Raw genomic sequence first — 15,532 nt, 5'->3', positions numbered from 1 at the left:
GTGTCAGACGTCCCGGGCCTCGACCCGGCCCGCCGCCACCGCCGTGCCCAGCGCCTCGTGGTCCCGTTCGTTCTGGTCGGCGTAGGCCCGCGCGAACTCCGTCAGGGCGTGGTCGAAGCGGTCGCCGGCCCCCAGGTAGGCCGCGATGGCCACCGGGTCGCCGGAACGGGCGTGCGCCCGGGCCAGGCTGCCGCCGCACACCTGCCCGAACAGGTACAGCGTCGCCGGGTCCCAGAGCTCCGGGCGGGCGATGCCCTTCCAGTCCCGCAGCTGGCGTACGTAGAAGTCCCGGCCGCGTCCGTCCAGGCCGCTGACGACATGGGTCCAGCCCAGGAAGATGTCGCTGGTCGTCTGGATCAGCCGCTGGCCCGTGACCACCCGGCGGCCCTGGTTGTCGAAGCGTTCCCCGCCGGTGTGCGCGGCCAGCACGGACTCCTGCGCCTCCTTGGCCTGGAGCAGCAGCGGATCGTCGTCGTCGCGGCCGAGCATCAGGACGATCCAGCAGCGGGTGCCGACGCTGCCCACGCCGACCACCTTGCGGGCGACGTCCACCATCCGGTAGCGGCGCAGCAGATGGCGGCGCTCCGACGACAGGGTCTTCGCATAGCCCTCGATCACGGCCTGCAGCTCCTTCTCCTGCCGGTCCGTGGACGCGTCGCTCGGCAGGTCCCGCAGCGGGGTGATCAGCGGCGGGTCCGGCGCGATCACCCGGCCCGCGGGGGTGCGCCGGGTCAGCTTCTCGAACGCCTGCATATGGGTGCGGGTGCGGGCCTTCGCGGTCGCCTCGGTGGTGCGGCGCCGGGTCTTCCTGCTCATCGCGGACGCCAGCAGCGCGCGCATCCGGTCGACGTCGTCCTGCGCGTACCAGATGTCCAGGGTCCGCATGCCGGCGAACTCCCGCATCCGCGTCCGGTAGCCGCGCACGCACGCGCGGACGGCCTCGCCCTGCTCGCGCTCGTCGAACCCGTTCGCCCGGGCGGCGATCACGAAGCTGGCCGCGAGCCGCTTGACGTCCCACTCGAACGGGCCGGCCAGGGTCTCGTCGAAGTCGTTGATGTCGAAGACCAGATGGCGCTCGGGCGAGGCCAGCAGACGGAAGTTGAGCAGATGGGCGTCCCCGCACAGCTGGGCGGTGAGGCCGCTGTGCGGGTGCCGCCCGAGGTCCATCGCCATGACGGCCGCGGCGCCCCGGTAGAAACGGAACGGCGACTCCAGCATCCGGGCGTAGCGGATCGGCACCAACTCCGGTACCCGGGTGGCCGACTGATTCTCGATCACCTCGACCGGGTCGGTGCGGCCGGCCGCGTCGTAGCGGGCCTGGCCCGAGCGCGGGGCGCGCTTGCGGGCGTTCCTGCCGTGGGCGGTCCGCTCGGCCGGTGACAGGGAGGAGGTGAACGCGCTCGGGATCGTCATGGCTCGCCCTCCACGTCCGTGCGGCCGGTGTCGGCGGTCGCGGTGCGCGGCCGCGTGACCCGGGCGCACCGGCGGACCCTCCCAGCGTCCACCCCATCCCCGGAGCGCCCCGCGCGGATCACCCGCCAGGGGTGACCCGGCGAGTGGCCGGGCGGAGGCACGCTGATGCGGTGAGGGGTGCCGCACCCCGTCCCGTCGGCGGACCGGTGACGACGGCCGTACCACGCGAGGAGGAGCCATGACCATGTCGCGTGGCCCGGCGCCGCACACCGGATCCGATCCTCTGGCCGGCGGGACGGCCCCCTCCCCCGACCAGCAGACCGAACGTCTGCCGGCAGCCCTCGGCGGCTCCTGGAAATGGCTGCTGGCCTCGGCCGTGGCCACTATCGTGCCCGGCGCCGTGGCGCTGGCCTGGCCGGACGCCACCCTGTACGTCCTCGCGGTGATCATCGGGCTGTACCTGCTGGTGACCGGAGCCTTCCGGTTCGTCGCCTCGCTCGAGCGGGCCCAGGGCGACCGGCACCTGGAGCTGCTCGTGGCCGTGCTCTTCGTCCTGGCCGGGGTGCTGTGCCTGCGCCACCCGCTGCAGACCGTCGCCGCGCTCTCCCTGATCGTCGGCGCCGTCTGGGTCGCCACCGGCATGCTGACCGCCTGGACCGCCCTCGCGCTGAAGGGCATCCCGCACCGCGGGATCGTTCTCGGCGCCGCGGGGCTCGGCGTCGTCGCGGGCATCGTCGTCCTGGCGCTGCCCGGCGAGTCGGCCGTCGTCCTGACCCGGCTGCTCGGCCTGTGGCTCGTCCTGCTCGGCCTGGCCGAACTGGGTGTCGCCTTCGCCTGGCGGGCCGCCCTGCGCCAGGCGCTGCCCGAGCCGCCGCCCCCCGGCCCACCGGCGGCCGCCTGAGCGACCGAGGAGGCGCCCATGCCCCCGCAGGCCGGCCCCGAGCCCTCCGGTCACCGCACACCCGGCCCACGGACGCTCTCCGCGGAGGAGGCCGCCGACTACGAGCGGCTGCGCCGGGCGTCCGCGCAGCGGCACCGCAGGGCGCGCTACGCCGGTTCGTCGTTGCTGCTGCTGGTCACCCTGCTGCTCTCGGTGCCGGCCGTGGTCGCCGCCTGGACGGCCGACACGGTCTCCGACACCGACCGGTACGTCGACACCGTCGCGCCGCTGGCCTCCGAACCGGCCGTGCAGGACGTCGTCACCGACCGCCTGACGGCCCGGGTCGTCGCCGAAGTCGACGTCGACGCGGTGACGAAGGAGTTGGCCGAGACGCTCGCCGACGCCGGGGCGCCGCCCGCCGTCGTGGAGCGGACCCAGGCGCTCTCCGGGCCGTTGAAGGCCGCCGTGTCCGACGCCGTGCACGGCATCATCGACCGCGTGGTCACCGGCGACACCTTCCAGGAGGTGTGGGTGGACGCCAACCGCCGGGCCCACGCGGCGGTCGTCGGCATGCTGACCGGCGACGACAACGGGGCGGTGCGCGCCGAGGGCGACAGCGTCAAGCTGGACCTGGGCGCCCTGATCGACGAGGTCAAGCAGCGCCTGGTCGCCCAGGGCTTCGGCAAGGCGTCCGCGATCCCCGCGCCGGACGCGCAGATCACCCTGTTCCAGACCGACAAGCTGGACGAGGCACAGGGCGCGCTGCGGCTGCTCGACGTCATGGGCGTCTGGCTGCCGGTGGTCACGGTCGTGCTGGCCGCACTGACCGTGTGGACCGCGCCGGCGCACCGCGTGATGCTGCTGATCACGGCCTCCGGCATCGCCGTCATGATGATCCTGCTCCTCGTCGGGCTGGCCGTCGCCCGCCGGGTCTACCTGGACTCCGTGCCCCCCTCGGTCCTGCCCACCGACGCCGCCGCCGTCATCTACGACACCTTCGTGCGCTTCCTGCGCGACACCACCCGCACCCTGCTGGTCGTCGCCGTGATCACGGCGCTCGCCGCCTATCTGTTCGGCCCGGGCCGGGTCGCCCGCTGGGTGCGGAGGCAGTCGGCGCGCGGCACCGGCGCCGCCGGGCACGCCCTGCGCGACGCGGGGGTGCGCACCGGAGCGGCCGGGCGCCGGCTGGACACCCACCGGTCCTGGGCCACCGGCATCGTCATCGGCGCCGGGGTGCTGACCCTGCTGCTGTGGAACCGGCCCACGGTGGGGGCGGTGGCCCTGGTCGCCGGGCTGGTGGTGGTCGTCCTCGCCCTGGTGGCCGTGGTGGCGGCGACTGCGGCCCCGCGGGCGGCGGACGGCCCGGCGACGGGGGACTTCACCCGCCCCGGGTGAGGTCGTTCGACGTGAACATGCGCAGGCTGATGGCAGCGGGACCGCTGGACGGGCCCGCACGCCGCGACGGAGGAGAGCGATGACCGGTCACACCTACCTCGCCTACGACTATCCGCTCCTCAGCATGTTCTGGACGCTCCTGTGGTTCTTCGTGTGGATCATGTGGTTCGTCCTGCTGTTCCAGATCATCGGTGACATCTTCCGGGACGACTCGCTGAACGGCTGGGGCAAGACCGGTTGGCTGATCTTCGTGATCGTGCTGCCGTTCCTCGGGGTCTTCGTCTACCTCATCGCCCGCGGCAAGGAGATGGGGGGCCGCGAGATCGCCCACGCCCAGGCGCGGCAGCGTGCGTTCGACGACTACGTGCGTGAGCGGGCCGGCGAGTCCGGCGGCCGCAGCAGCGCGGACGAGCTGGCCAAGCTCTCCGACATGCGCAACCGCGGTGACATCAGCGACGACGAGTTCCGCCGGGCCAAGGAACTCGTCCTCAGCGGCGCCGGACCGTCGGCCGGCACCTCCATCCCGCCCTCGTCGGGCTCCCGGGTCTGACCGCCCGGGACGAGCACACGGGGACCCATGAGGGACCCCGGGAAACAAGGAATCGAGGCACATATGGCCACCTCACACTCGCGGCAGGACCAGACGACCAAGTACGCGTGGACCGCCGGCCTGACAACCTTCGCCGCGGTCATGCTCACGATCTCCGGTCTCATCGCGATCTTCCGCGGGATCATGGGGATCGCCCAGGACGATGTCTTCCTCGTCACCAACAACTACGTGTTCGAGTGGGACCTCACCGGCTGGGGCTGGCTCCACGTCATCCTCGGGGCGATCGCTGTAATCATCGGCATCGGCCTGTTCCAGGCGCCGATGTGGGCCAGGGTCGGCGGCGTGGTCATCGCCGCGCTGATCATGATCGCCAACTTCCTGTCGCTGCCGTACTACCCGGTGTGGTCCGTGGTGACCATCGCGATCTCCGGATTCGTGATCTGGGCCCTGTGCGTCGGCCGGCGGGACGACACGCGCGCATACTGAACCCCCGGCCCCGGCGGCGGGCCGGGGCCCTTCTCACGCCCTCGGCTCGTCCGTGCGCGGCGTGACCGCCTCGCCCTGGATCACCCGCGGCGCCGGCCCCTCGTCCCCGTCCTTCATCGCCTTGGCCTCGGCCTTCAGGATGCGCGCCGACTTGCCCGCCGAACGGGCCAGCTCCGGCAGCTTCTTCGCGCAGAGGACGGCTATGACGACGATGAAGATGATCGCGATCTCGCTCAGTCCGAACATGAGGTCCGCTCCTCCTGGTGACCCGGGCGGCCCGGCCGCGACGGCGGACCGTACCGGCTGAAATCTACAGCAGTGTAGATAGCGGCGGGAGACCGTCTCTGCTTTCCTTACGGCGGACCGTTGTAGAGGGCCGACGTGACGCGCGGGCCGTCGGGAGGGGAACAGGGCATGGCGGAACGACGACAAGGCTCCCGGCGTCGGGGGCAGGGCGAACTGGAGGCACTCGTCCTGTCTGCGCTGGGCGAGGCGGACGGCCCGGCGACGGCCGGCTGGGTGCAGGAACGCCTCGGCGGCGACCTCGCCTACACCACCGTCATCACCATCCTGACCCGGCTGCTGGCCAAGGGCGCCGTGACCCGGGAGCGCTCGGGCCGCTCCTTCGCCTGGACCCCGGCCTCCGACCAGGCCGGTCTCGCCGCGCACCGGATGCGCCGGGTCCTCGACGCCGAGAGCGACCGGGAGGCGGTCCTCGCGAGCTTCGTCACCGGTCTCGGCCCCGACGACGAGCGGCTGCTGCGCGACCTGCTCGGCCGGGCCGGACACACGGATCGGACGCACGGCGAAGGGGAAGACTGACGCCTCATGGGGGTCTTCGTCTTTCTGCCGCTCGTCCTGCCGCTCACGGCCTGGCCGATCGCCCGGCTGGCCGAGCAGCATCTGCACCCCCGCACCGCGACCCGGCTGGTCACCGCGGTCGCCGCGGTGATGGCGGCGTGCAGCACCGTCTGCCTGGCCCTGGTGATGGTCGTGGGCACCGCCCAGCTGCCCGGCAACCCGCTGCCCGACGGCTGGTCCGACCCCGAGGTGCGGGCCGCCGTGCCCTACGACGAGGTCGTCGGCAAGGCCGCGATCCCGGCGCTGTGCGCGGTAGTCGCGGCCTGCGCCCGGACGCTGTGGCGGCACGCCCGGGTACGCCACCGGGCCCACCGCGCCCTGGCCGGGCTGCCCGCGACCGGCGTGGCCGTCCTCCCCGACGAGACGCCGTACGCGTACGCCCTGCCCGGCGGCAGACGGGACCGCGTGGTGGTCACCACGGGCCTGCTGGAGCGACTGCGGCCCGCTGAACGCCGGGCGCTGTTCGCGCACGAGCGGGCCCATCTGGCCGCCGGGCACCACCGGTTCCTGCTCACCGTGCAACTGGCCGCCCGGGCCAACCCGTTCCTGCGCCCGCTGCGCACGGCGGTCGCGTACACCGCGGAACGCTGGGCGGACGAGGAGGCCGCGCGGCGTATCGGAAGCCGCCGGACCGTGGCGCGCGCGATCGGCAAGGCCGCCCTGGTGTCCCGGGGCACCCCCGCGCCCACCCTGGCCGGCTTCGCGGCACCCGGGCCGGTGCCCCGCCGGGTCGCCGCCCTGCTCGGCCCGGAACCCGTCGTGCGCCGCTGGCCGTCGCTGTTCACCGCGGTGGGCCTCGCCGCGTGGTGCGCGGCCGCCGGGACGGCCGTGTCCGCGATGTCCTCCGCGAACGCCGCGGTGACCATGGTCCTGATCCTGCACGCGGCGACCCCGCTCTGACTCCCCGCGCCACCGGGGAAGGTGACCTGGTCGCGGCCGCCGGGCAACGGAAGGGACGCGGATCGACGTCTGTGACAGGGGGGACCCACGGCCGGTCCGGTCGTCGTATGTCCGTATCCATGTAGGGTCGACGGACCCATGGGGGAGGGAACCGGTGAGCGGAACAGGGAGGCGGCGCATGGCGTCGTCCGGTGCGCGCAGGACCCGGCTGACGCGGAGGGGCCGGATAGTGGCCTGGACCGTCGGCGTCACCTCGATGGTCGTCCTCGGGGTGGCCGGCGTCGGAGCCTGGGTCTACCAGGACCTCGACGGCAGCATCCGCTCGGCCGACGTGGACGACAAGATCGGCGGCGACCGCCCGGCGAACCTCAGCCCGGGCTCCAAGAACATCCTGGTCGTCGGCTCCGACAGTCGCGACGGCGCGAACGCCGTGTACGGCAAGGACCTGACCACCATGCAGTCCGACACGCTGATGGTGCTCCATGTGCCGGCGAACCGGAAGTGGGCCACGGTCGTGTCGTTCCCCCGTGACTCCTGGGTGGAGATACCGGCCTGCGACCGCGGGAACGGCAGCAGCTCCAGCCCCCACCACGCCAAGATCAACGAGGCGTTCGCGATCGGCGGTTCCAGCGGTGAGGTCTCCGGGGCCGCCGCCTGCTCCATCAAGACCGTCGAGGCGCGGACGGGGCTGCGCATCGACCACTTCATGTCCGTCGACTTCCAGGGCTTCAAGGGCATGGTGGACGCACTCGACGGCATCGAGGTCTGCCCCGAGGAGGCCATCCACTCCGAGAAGGCCCGCCTGGACATGAAGGCCGGCTGCCAGACCGTCGCCGGCGAGAAGGCCCTCGGCTACGTCCGCGTCCGCTACGGCGTCGGCAACGGCTCCGACATCGGGCGCATCGGACGCCAGCAGGAGTTCATGAACGCCCTCGTCGAGAAGGCGCAGGACCGGCTGACGAGCCCCACGTCCCTCTACGGCTTCCTGAAGTCCGCCACCAAGTCCCTGACCACCGACCCCGATCTGGCCGGAATCAAGCCGCTGTACTCGCTCGCGTCGGAGCTCAAGGGCATCCCGAGCGACCGGCTCACCTTCGTCACCGTCCCCAACTACCCGCGCGAGGCCGACGTCCCCACCGACAAGGCCAACGTCGCCTGGCAGTACCCGCACGCCACCGACCTGTTCAGCGCCCTGGCGAAGGACAAGGAGGTCGACGGAGACCGTCTGAAGGCGCAGACGAAGGTCCCGCTGTACGCCTCCTCGGTACGGATCCAGGTCCTCAACGGCACCTCGACCCCGGGCCTGGCCGGCACGGTCGCCGGCAAGCTGCGCGAGGCCGGCCTGACGGTCACCGGCACGGGCAACGCGCCCGAGCCGTCCGCCCCCTCCGAGATCACCTACCCGGCGGGCCAGGAGCAGCAGGCGAGGGCGCTGGCCGCGCACCTGCCGGGCGCGCCGGCGCCGCGCGCGGCGGACGGCAACGCGGGGGCGGGCGTGATCACGCTGGTCGTCGGCGACGATCTGGACGTGGCCCGCATCCGCTGACGGTGCGTCCGTGCCGGGCGACCCGTGCCGTCACGGGCCGGCCCGGCACATCCGCGCTCCGGCCGGTCAGAGGTCGAACTCGTGCGGCGGCAGACCGAGGGCGTAGCACGCCTCCCGGACCACGCCCTGCTCGTCCTTGTCGAAGTGCCCGTCGGCGCCGCCGATGACGATGCCGATCTGGATGACGGCACGCGCCTCGGCGGGCTTCTTCTTCGCCTTGGCGATCTCCTGCATCACGCTCACCTTGCCGAAGTCGAAGTCGGTGGTGAGGCGGTTCAGGTTCTCCTCGAAGCGGCGGCGCAGATCGTCGGCGGGGAAGTTCTGCAGCACCTCGTTGCCGGCGATGAGCTGGGCGACCCGCTGCCGCTCGGACGGGTCGACGGTGCCGTCGGCCGCGGCGACGAGCGCGCACATGGCCATGCTCGCGTCGCGGAAGGCGCCGCTCTTGAGGTCGTTCTTCTTCGCCACCAGCTGGGTCTGCATCGTCGATGCCGACTCCTTGATGCGGTCCCACAGGGCCATGCGGACTCCTCGGTCGCTCGTGCCACGGTTACTTCTACAGCGATGTAGAAGTTATCAGGTGCCCCGCCGGGCAAGGCCCTAGTCCTCGCCCTCCCCCTCCTCGTCCTCACCCTCGAAGAAGTCCCCCACCTCGTCGATGACTTCGGCGGCGACCAGACCACCGGCCACCCCGACCGCCAGCCCGGCCGCCCCGGCGGCGACGGCGGTCCCCACCCCCGGCCCGGAGTGGTGCCCGTGCGGCCGCGGGACGTGATGCCCGGGGTAGGCGTCGTGCCCGTGCCCGTCCCCGTACGACGCCCGGCGCTCGGCCAACCGTCGTACCCACCCCTCGACTTCCGCGTTCCAGTCCCGGATGTCGTGGTGCCCGACGGTGACGTGGGTGAGCGCGTCATGACCGTCGGAGAACAGCCCTCCGCGCTTGTCGGCCTCCAGGACCACCTCGACCCCGGCCGGCCCGGCGAGGAACGTCACCTCGATCTCGTCGAACTGGTGCGCGTACTGCGGCGGCGGGGTGAGCTCGATCTCCTGGTAGAAGGGCAGTTGCTGCCCGGTGCCGCCGATGTGCCCGTACTCCAGGTCGGCCGACCGGAAGCCGAATCCGAGCTGCCCGAACGCCTCCAGGACGGCCTCCTGCACGGGCAGGGGCCCGACGTTCACCTCGTCCAGATCGCCCTTGTCCCTCGCCCCGGCGACCGACAGTTCGGTGCGCACGCCCAGGACGACTCCGAGGGGCTGGCCGTACAGCTCGGTGATCGGCGTCTCCCAGGGCAGTACGACACCGAACGGCACCGACCGCTCCTCGCCCGCGGCCAGCCGGAACCCCCCGCCCACGGTGAACCGCTCGAAGGTGACGACACCCTCGCTCTCCCCGTCCGCGTGCTCGGCCTCGACACGGGCGACCAGTTCCAGCGTGATGTGCTCGACGTCGAAGTCGGCGGTGCCGCCCCTGAGATGGACCTGACCGTCGAGCGTGCCACCGGGGAGGGCCGGGCGCGGGTCGAGCACCGTGTCCACCGTGGGACCCCCGACACCGAGCGAGCCGAGCAGTCGTTTGAACACCATCGTGGCGTCCACTCCTTCACGTCCGTACCTGCGTTGCGCTTCTACAAGCGCGTAGAAGAATAGGCCGGGCGTGCCCGGGCGGCCGGTGCCACGGGTGGAAACCGGCCGCGCCCGTGTGATCAGGGTGCGGGCGATGCTCCGCACCGAAGCCGCACCGGTGGCACCGCGTACAGGGGGACGCATCGGCACGAGAGGCCACCCGCCCGACGGCACCGCCATGGCGCCTGGTGCGCCGGTCCCGCCCCGGCCCCTCGCGATCGCGGCGCCGGCGACCCCGGCCGTACTGGACACCCCTGAGCAGGACGCTGACCTGCAGGAAATCTCCCGCGCCCCTGCCGCACCGGTCATCCGCCTGCATACACTGCGGGCACTTTCATCGGCGGCCCGCCGCACCAGGCGGGCCCGACCCCTCGGGGACTCCATGCGAAGAACGACGATCGGCTCGGCCCTGCTCGGCTCCGTGGCGCTGGCCGCCCTCCTGACGCCGGGCGCGCGGGCCGACGAGGTCGTGGGCAACCTCGACCTCGGCAGCTTCAGGATCACGGGCGGCGGCGGCTCCGGCAACGACGTGGTGCTCGGCACCACCGATCCGAGGACGATCACCGTCAAGCTGACGGCGAGCGACAACTCCGGCATCAAGTCGGCGGACTTCACGCTCTACCACGGCAGCAGCCTGGCCAAAGCCGACGCGAAGCTGAAGGCGAAGGAGGCGACGGCGGCCTGCACCGCGAGCGGCACGACGTCCGTCTGCACCAAGCACTACACGATCGACCCGCGCGCCTCGCTGAAGAACTTCATGGCCGGCACGTGGAAGGTCGCCGTCCAGGCCCAGGCCAACGACGGTGACTACGTCACGACCGACGCCCACACCGCGTTCTTCCTCAAGCGCTACGCCAAGCTCACGGCCAACGCCTCACCGGAACCCGTCGCCAAGGGCGGCACCCTCACGATCACGGGCAAGCTGTCCCGCGCCAATTGGGACACCCACGACTACCGCGGCTACACCGGCCAGCGCGCCTACCTGGAGTTCCGCCGCCCGGGCACGGACTACTACGAGTCGCTCGGCTACACGACGACGAACTCGACGGGCGTGGCCACCGCGAAGCAGACAGCCACGGCGGACCGCTACTGGCGCTACGAATTCAGGCCCACGATGACGACAAGTGCCGTAAAGGCACCGGGCGACTTCGTGGACGTGCGGTAGTCCCTCGGGGCATCGGACCTCCGCCGGGAGAACTGAGGTGCCTGGGCGGCACCGACCGGAAGGCTGCAGAGAAGAGGGAAAGCGCAAAGGCCGCAGAGGTCTGGCACTCCGGCGGATGGTGGAAGATCGCCGGCCTGGGACTCATACCGAAGATGATGGCCGACTGAAGCACATCGCGCTGAACCGATTGCACGACGGTGCCCCGCAGAGGCGCGGGGAACCGCGAGACCGGACCACCACCACCCGCACATGGGGGTACCGGACTTCGCGCGGGGCGCTCAGCCCTCATCCGCCGCCCATGCAGCCAAGAACCGAGCCGCCCCCGGCAGTACTGCTGCGGGGGCGGCTTTACCCTCAGCCTCTGATCCGCTGCCGGATCCAGACCCCGTTGGGCTTGAGCACACTGGTGCCGGCGAACCGGCCACTCCTGCAGGTGCCTTTCCGGAAGATGTCGCCGTCACCATCGCCGTCACTGATACTCCAATTCGTCCAGCTGATCTTCTTCCTGGCCATCAGGTCGACATATCTCTGCGACATGGCGAAGTCGTTTCCGGAGCCGTCCCACGACTGTGTGCCCCATTCCGAGACGAAAATAGGGAGCTTGGAGGAGGCGCGGTCAAGGGTCTTCAGGAAAGGTTCCCGGTGCGCCGCCGCGTAGAAGTGGTACGTGTACATGATGTTGGAGGCGCGTACCGGGTGGGCGACAACCTCATTTTCGTTGGCGTACTCGGATTCACCCAGCGTGGACCAGCCGCGGGTGCCGACAAGGATCACACTGTCGGGATCCCGGGCGCGAATCACGGGGATGACCTTCTCCGCATAGCTCTTGATCTCCCACCAGCTCGCTTGAAATGCCTCGTTCAGGATCTCGTAGATCACATTGGGGCGGTGCTGATTCCGTGCGGAGATTTCCTTGAAGAAGGTCATTGCATTGCGGAGGCCGTGGTTCGGGTCGCCCGGGTCGACCCAGTGCCAGTCGACAATAACGTACATTCCGCGGGCACTCGCCATGTCGATCAATCGGTTCGCCAGATCTGTGAACTTCTTTGGATTTCCTGTGTAGCCTTCCTTGTCCGCATACGTGGCAATGCGCAGAACGCTCGCACCCCAGTCCTCGGCGAGCGCGTCCAACATGCCACCGACCAGACAACTACCGAACCACTGAGTGCCACTCGTGCTCATGCCGCGCAGTTGCACCGGTGTCCCGGCCCCGTTGCACAGACGAGTGCCGCAGACGTGGAGCTTGCCGCCCTTCTCGACCGGAGTCATCGGCTTTAGCTCGACCTCCGTCTTCTCCCCGGCCGCGGGAGGAATCTTGGCATGGGCAACGATTCCGGAGACCTGGTCCCCCGCCAAGTTCAAGGCAAGGAGGCTGAGCTCGACGGCCACGACAAGGACCAGTCCGACAGTCTTGGACAGAAAAAAGCGAAGCACATTACGTTATGCATGAAGATTTACGCAATATCAACGAGCTTCGCGGGAGTGACCGGATGTTCACCCTCATGGAGGCGGCATGGCGAAGCCCCGACCTTACGTCCTCGACCCCTCAGCGTGCGCCACAAACCCGCCGTCCGCGGTAAGTGTTGGGTCGACTGGCACGTGGTCGGCCCCTCACCTGGGATCACGGGATCACGTTTTCCTGGAGCCGCGTGATGGCATCCCGCCCCAGGTCGCAATGTGGCGCTCGGTGCGCAAGCAGGGCGAGCCGAAGACCAGGAGGAGCCGCCGGACCATCGCTCTGCCCCAGCAGGTGGTCGACGTCCTCGAAGAGCACATGCGATGGCAGAGGCAGGAGCGGGCATCGAGAGGAATGGAGTGGAGCCCGACCGGCCGCGTCTTCACCAGCTTCGTGTCCCTGCTGTCTGACCACGGCATCCCTTGGGAGCGGATCGTGCTCTTGGTCGGCCACAGCAGCCAGGCGACGACAGAGGCGGTCTACCGTAAGCAGCTCCGGCCTGTGATCACGCAGGGTGCCGAAGCGACGGATGACATCTTCGCCGAAGATCAGGAAGGGGAGGCCGCGGGGGACGACGAAGAGGGCGACGCGGTGGCCTGATCAAATTCGTTCGGCCCCCTGTCCGGCCCCCGAGCACGACAGAGGGCACATACCCAAATTGGTATGTGCCCTCGTCACCACGGTTCCCCGGGCTCACACGAAGACGCCCCTGGCCGCCGAGGCGTGGACCAAGGCGGCCGATGTGCCGTCGGCGAGGAGGCCGGTGATCCGGTAGTAGGACGTCTGGCCGAGCTGCATGGGCACGTATGCGCGGTGGATGCGGCCCGGGACCGCCGTGACGGAGGCGACCCTTTCGTATGCCCTGGTGGTCGCGTTCCAGCTCTCCACGCGGTACGTGGTGATGCCGGCGCAGGCCGTCTCGTCGGAGCAGGTCCACTCCAGGCGGCCGCCGGTACCGGCCATGTTGGCGGTGTCGAGGACGGTGAGCGGGCCGGTGTCGTCGCCGCGGGCGTCGTCGGGCCTGGTGTCGAGTTCGGTGGTGGTGACGGTGGGGGCCTGGTCGAGGGCGATGTGGTTGGCCCACTCGTCGACCGCCACGACGAGGAAGGTGACAGTCTCGCCGTCCGCCGGTCCGGCGCACAGCATCGCGTTCGGCAGGGCGGTGGGCCTGCTGGGGTCGACGGCGTCGACGCACCCGGTGGTGCTGTAACCGGTGCTGCCGTCCGCTCGCCGTACGACCCGGGCGGCGCTGTAGCGAACGCCGCTCTCGGCAGGGGCGTCCCAGCTGAGCAGGACGCCGTCGGCGCGGGGTGTGGCGGTCAGGCCGGTGAGCGGAGCCGGGGGAACGCTCTCCGGGGTCACCGAATCCGGCGCGGACATCCCGGACGCGTTGCCGGCGGCGTCGGTCACCACGGCGCCGTAGGTGTAGGTGGTGCCGTCGAACGCCGGCAGGTCGTCCACGTACACGTCGACCGATCGCGGCGTCGATTGCATCGACGTGGTGGCGATGAGTTCGGGGCTGTCGCCGAGGGTGTCGCCGGTGGAGCGGTAGATGCGCATGGTGCCGCCGTTCCTCATCTCCTCCTCGGTCCGGAAGTCCCAGTTGATCTTCACCGAGCTGGGGGTGTTCGACAGGTGAGATACGGCGATGACGGGCGCCGTCGGCACGACGGTGTCGATCGGGTTGACCGTCAGGGCTGGGGTGCCCTCGGACAGGTTCCCGGCGCGGTCGGTGACGGCGATGTAGTAGCGGATGGGCTTGCCGTCGCGGTTCAGTCCGGTGTCGGTCCAGGTGGTCTTGTCGGTCAGGACCATGGGAGCCCAGTCACCGACTGCGGTCTCCCGGTAGACCCGGTAGTAGGCGAGGTCCATCTCCTTGTTGCGCGCCCAGGAGAAGGTGGCGGAGTCCGTGTCCTTGTCGTACACCACCTTCACCCCGGTGGGTGTGAGTGGTGCGACGCGGTCCACGGATGGGGCGGTACGGGGGGTGTAGGCGAACTTGACGGCGGCGGCGCCGGTCCAGTTGACGTAGTCGACGCGGAGGGTGTGGGTGCCGCGGGGGATGGTCAGGTTCACGGTCCGGGAGACGGTGCTGGACCCGTTCTTCCAGAGGTCGATCTTGCGTGCGCCGTCGAGGTATACGCGGATGCCGTCCTGGCCGGAGGCGGTGAACGCGAAGGGTCCGCCGGAGCCGAAGTCGCGGGTGATCTGCCAGCGGACGCCGAAGTCGTTCGTGGCGATGCCGGAGACGCCGGGGGAGCTGGTGCCCCAGTTCTCGCTGATCGCGGTGTCGGTGTCCGTGCGCTTCGGAGTGCCGGAGAAGGAGGTGTTCGCGAAGAACTGGCGCAGGAAGGTCGGGTTCCCGGTGACTGAGACGTCGGGCGTCCCGGCGGACACGTTGCCGGACTTGTCGACGGCGCGGACCTCATAGAGGTGGCTGGCGCCCCCGGCGGTGGTATCGGTGAAGGTCGTGCCGGTGACCGTGGCGACAGGACTGCCGAAGGACGTCTGGTCGGAGGTGCGGCGGTAGACGCGGTAACCGGCGAGGTCCATCTCCTTGTTCGCCGACCAGCGCAGGAAGTTCCGTCCGGTGCCAGCGTCACGGGCTATCGACACCCCGGTGGGTGTGAGTGGTGCGACGCGGTCCACGGATGGGGCGGTACGGGGGGTGTAGGCGAACTTGACGGCGGCGGCGCCGGTCCAGTTGACGTAGTCGATGCGCAGGGTGTGGGTGCCGCGGGGGATGGTCAGGTTCACGGTCCGGGAGACGGTGCTGGACCCGTTCTTCCAGAGGTCGATCTTGCGTGCGCCGTCGAGGTATACGCGGATGCCGTCCTGGCCGGAGGCGGTGAACGCGAAGGGTCCGCCGGAGCCGAAGTCGCGGGTGATCTGCCAGCGGACGCCGAAGTCGTTCGTGGCGATGCCGGAGACGCCGGGGGAGCTGGTGCCCCAGTTCTCGCTGATCGCGGTGTCGCAATCCGTGCGCTTCGGAGTGCCGGAGAAGGAGGTGTTCGCGAAGAACTGGCGGGTATAGGCATTCTCGGCGCAGTTCGCCGCCGACGCCGGCGAAGTGGTGACCAAGACAAGACCACCCGTCACCGCGGCCACCGCCACAGCCGCGGCCGCCAGGCGGGACTTTCGAACACTGCTCACTGCATCCCCTTTTAGGCGCGTGACCGCCCCACGGACAGTCGTACGAGAGGTGGGATGCATGAGAGCGGCTTTAGGTTGTACGGCCAAGGATCTCTGATCGCCGC

Annotated in this window: 15 protein-coding genes; 9 read left to right on the top strand and 6 right to left on the bottom strand. The window is 70.5% G+C overall.

The genetic code is table 11. From position 1 onward, the window contains the following. Window positions 1–3: 3 nt before the first annotated feature. Window positions 4–1,413: a DUF2252 domain-containing protein gene (locus tag ABZ899_RS14845; protein WP_361345526.1), complete on the bottom strand. Its 1,410-nt coding sequence runs from the start codon at window positions 1,411–1,413 to the stop codon at window positions 4–6. Window positions 1,414–1,651: 238 nt separating this feature from the next. Here ABZ899_RS14845 and ABZ899_RS14840 point away from each other — a divergent pair, with 238 nt between their 5' ends. The 4 genes from ABZ899_RS14840 (at window position 1,652) to ABZ899_RS14825 (ending at window position 4,724) form a co-directional block, all read left to right on the top strand. Beyond that, window positions 1,652–2,314 (top strand): DUF308 domain-containing protein, encoded by a 663-nt coding sequence (locus ABZ899_RS14840; protein WP_361345524.1) that lies wholly within the window; start codon window positions 1,652–1,654, stop codon window positions 2,312–2,314. A gap of 18 nt (window positions 2,315–2,332) precedes the next feature. Then, the gene (locus ABZ899_RS14835) at window positions 2,333–3,688 is read left to right on the top strand and encodes a hypothetical protein (protein WP_361345522.1); all 1,356 of its coding nucleotides are present in this window, start codon (window positions 2,333–2,335) and stop codon (window positions 3,686–3,688) included. 79 nt (window positions 3,689–3,767) lie between these two features. Further along, entirely contained in the window at window positions 3,768–4,238 is a 471-nt protein-coding gene (locus ABZ899_RS14830) for an SHOCT domain-containing protein (RefSeq protein WP_361345520.1), read from the top strand. 63 nt (window positions 4,239–4,301) lie between these two features. Then, window positions 4,302–4,724: a hypothetical protein gene (locus ABZ899_RS14825; protein WP_361345518.1), complete on the top strand. Its 423-nt coding sequence runs from the start codon at window positions 4,302–4,304 to the stop codon at window positions 4,722–4,724. A 33-nt stretch (window positions 4,725–4,757) separates the two neighbouring features. On the opposite strand, the gene ABZ899_RS14820 is transcribed toward ABZ899_RS14825, so the two are convergent. Continuing rightward, window positions 4,758–4,970, bottom strand: coding sequence for a twin-arginine translocase TatA/TatE family subunit (locus ABZ899_RS14820; protein ID WP_361345516.1), 213 nt, complete (start codon window positions 4,968–4,970; stop codon window positions 4,758–4,760). 168 nt (window positions 4,971–5,138) lie between these two features. On the opposite strand from ABZ899_RS14820, the gene ABZ899_RS14815 reads away from it, so the two are divergent. The 3 genes from ABZ899_RS14815 (at window position 5,139) to ABZ899_RS14805 (ending at window position 8,031) form a co-directional block, all read left to right on the top strand. After that, entirely contained in the window at window positions 5,139–5,546 is a 408-nt protein-coding gene (locus ABZ899_RS14815) for a BlaI/MecI/CopY family transcriptional regulator (RefSeq protein WP_361345514.1), read from the top strand. Between the two features lie 6 nt (window positions 5,547–5,552). Continuing rightward, on the top strand, window positions 5,553–6,485 hold the full coding sequence (locus ABZ899_RS14810) for a M56 family metallopeptidase (RefSeq protein ID WP_361345512.1): 933 nt from the start codon (window positions 5,553–5,555) through the stop codon (window positions 6,483–6,485). A 178-nt stretch (window positions 6,486–6,663) separates the two neighbouring features. Continuing rightward, complete coding sequence (locus ABZ899_RS14805; RefSeq protein ID WP_361345510.1) at window positions 6,664–8,031, top strand: LCP family protein; 1,368 nt, start codon at window positions 6,664–6,666, stop codon at window positions 8,029–8,031. A gap of 66 nt (window positions 8,032–8,097) precedes the next feature. Here the strand turns inward: ABZ899_RS14805 and ABZ899_RS14800 are convergent, their stop codons facing one another. Both ABZ899_RS14800 and ABZ899_RS14795 read right to left on the bottom strand, forming a co-directional pair. Then, a complete protein-coding gene (locus ABZ899_RS14800; protein ID WP_361345508.1) occupies window positions 8,098–8,553 on the bottom strand; it encodes a tellurite resistance TerB family protein in 456 nt (151 codons plus the stop codon). Window positions 8,554–8,631: 78 nt separating this feature from the next. Beyond that, window positions 8,632–9,615 carry a sporulation protein gene (locus ABZ899_RS14795; RefSeq protein WP_361345506.1) on the bottom strand — a complete coding sequence of 328 codons (984 nt, stop codon included), beginning with the start codon at window positions 9,613–9,615 and terminating at the stop codon, window positions 8,632–8,634. Between the two features lie 421 nt (window positions 9,616–10,036). Here ABZ899_RS14795 and ABZ899_RS14790 point away from each other — a divergent pair, with 421 nt between their 5' ends. Next, the gene (locus tag ABZ899_RS14790) at window positions 10,037–10,819 is read left to right on the top strand and encodes a DUF5707 domain-containing protein (RefSeq protein ID WP_361345504.1); all 783 of its coding nucleotides are present in this window, start codon (window positions 10,037–10,039) and stop codon (window positions 10,817–10,819) included. A 354-nt stretch (window positions 10,820–11,173) separates the two neighbouring features. Here ABZ899_RS14790 and ABZ899_RS14785 read toward each other — a convergent pair whose 3' ends face one another. Next, window positions 11,174–12,208 carry a glycoside hydrolase family 5 protein gene (locus tag ABZ899_RS14785; RefSeq protein WP_361345502.1) on the bottom strand — a complete coding sequence of 345 codons (1,035 nt, stop codon included), beginning with the start codon at window positions 12,206–12,208 and terminating at the stop codon, window positions 11,174–11,176. 298 nt (window positions 12,209–12,506) lie between these two features. Between ABZ899_RS14785 and ABZ899_RS14780 the strand changes: the two genes are divergently transcribed. After that, complete coding sequence (locus ABZ899_RS14780; RefSeq protein WP_361345501.1) at window positions 12,507–12,875, top strand: hypothetical protein; 369 nt, start codon at window positions 12,507–12,509, stop codon at window positions 12,873–12,875. A 93-nt stretch (window positions 12,876–12,968) separates the two neighbouring features. Here ABZ899_RS14780 and ABZ899_RS14775 read toward each other — a convergent pair whose 3' ends face one another. Beyond that, window positions 12,969–15,428, bottom strand: a complete 2,460-nt coding sequence (locus ABZ899_RS14775) for a PA14 domain-containing protein (RefSeq protein ID WP_361345499.1) — start codon at window positions 15,426–15,428, stop codon at window positions 12,969–12,971. Window positions 15,429–15,532 lie beyond the last annotated feature (104 nt).

Source organism: Streptomyces sp. NPDC046859, from assembly GCF_040645135.1.
In the GTDB taxonomy this organism is placed as follows: Bacteria; Actinomycetota; Actinomycetes; order Streptomycetales; family Streptomycetaceae; genus Streptomyces.
This window is presented reverse-complemented; position numbering and strand designations above follow the sequence as displayed.

What these genes read in the sequence shown, in the direction of transcription:
- ABZ899_RS14845 (WP_361345526.1), bottom strand. Translation starts at nt 1,413, where the DNA reads ATGACGATCCCGAGCGCGTTCACCTCCTCCCTGTCACCGGCCGAGCGG.
- ABZ899_RS14840 (WP_361345524.1), top strand. Translation starts at nt 1,652, where the DNA reads ATGACCATGTCGCGTGGCCCGGCGCCGCACACCGGATCCGATCCTCTG.
- ABZ899_RS14835 (WP_361345522.1), top strand. Translation starts at nt 2,333, where the DNA reads ATGCCCCCGCAGGCCGGCCCCGAGCCCTCCGGTCACCGCACACCCGGC.
- ABZ899_RS14830 (WP_361345520.1), top strand. Translation starts at nt 3,768, where the DNA reads ATGACCGGTCACACCTACCTCGCCTACGACTATCCGCTCCTCAGCATG.
- ABZ899_RS14825 (WP_361345518.1), top strand. Translation starts at nt 4,302, where the DNA reads ATGGCCACCTCACACTCGCGGCAGGACCAGACGACCAAGTACGCGTGG.
- ABZ899_RS14820 (WP_361345516.1), bottom strand. Translation starts at nt 4,970, where the DNA reads ATGTTCGGACTGAGCGAGATCGCGATCATCTTCATCGTCGTCATAGCC.
- ABZ899_RS14815 (WP_361345514.1), top strand. Translation starts at nt 5,139, where the DNA reads ATGGCGGAACGACGACAAGGCTCCCGGCGTCGGGGGCAGGGCGAACTG.
- ABZ899_RS14810 (WP_361345512.1), top strand. Translation starts at nt 5,553, where the DNA reads ATGGGGGTCTTCGTCTTTCTGCCGCTCGTCCTGCCGCTCACGGCCTGG.
- ABZ899_RS14805 (WP_361345510.1), top strand. Translation starts at nt 6,664, where the DNA reads ATGGCGTCGTCCGGTGCGCGCAGGACCCGGCTGACGCGGAGGGGCCGG.
- ABZ899_RS14800 (WP_361345508.1), bottom strand. Translation starts at nt 8,553, where the DNA reads ATGGCCCTGTGGGACCGCATCAAGGAGTCGGCATCGACGATGCAGACC.
- ABZ899_RS14795 (WP_361345506.1), bottom strand. Translation starts at nt 9,615, where the DNA reads ATGGTGTTCAAACGACTGCTCGGCTCGCTCGGTGTCGGGGGTCCCACG.
- ABZ899_RS14790 (WP_361345504.1), top strand. Translation starts at nt 10,037, where the DNA reads ATGCGAAGAACGACGATCGGCTCGGCCCTGCTCGGCTCCGTGGCGCTG.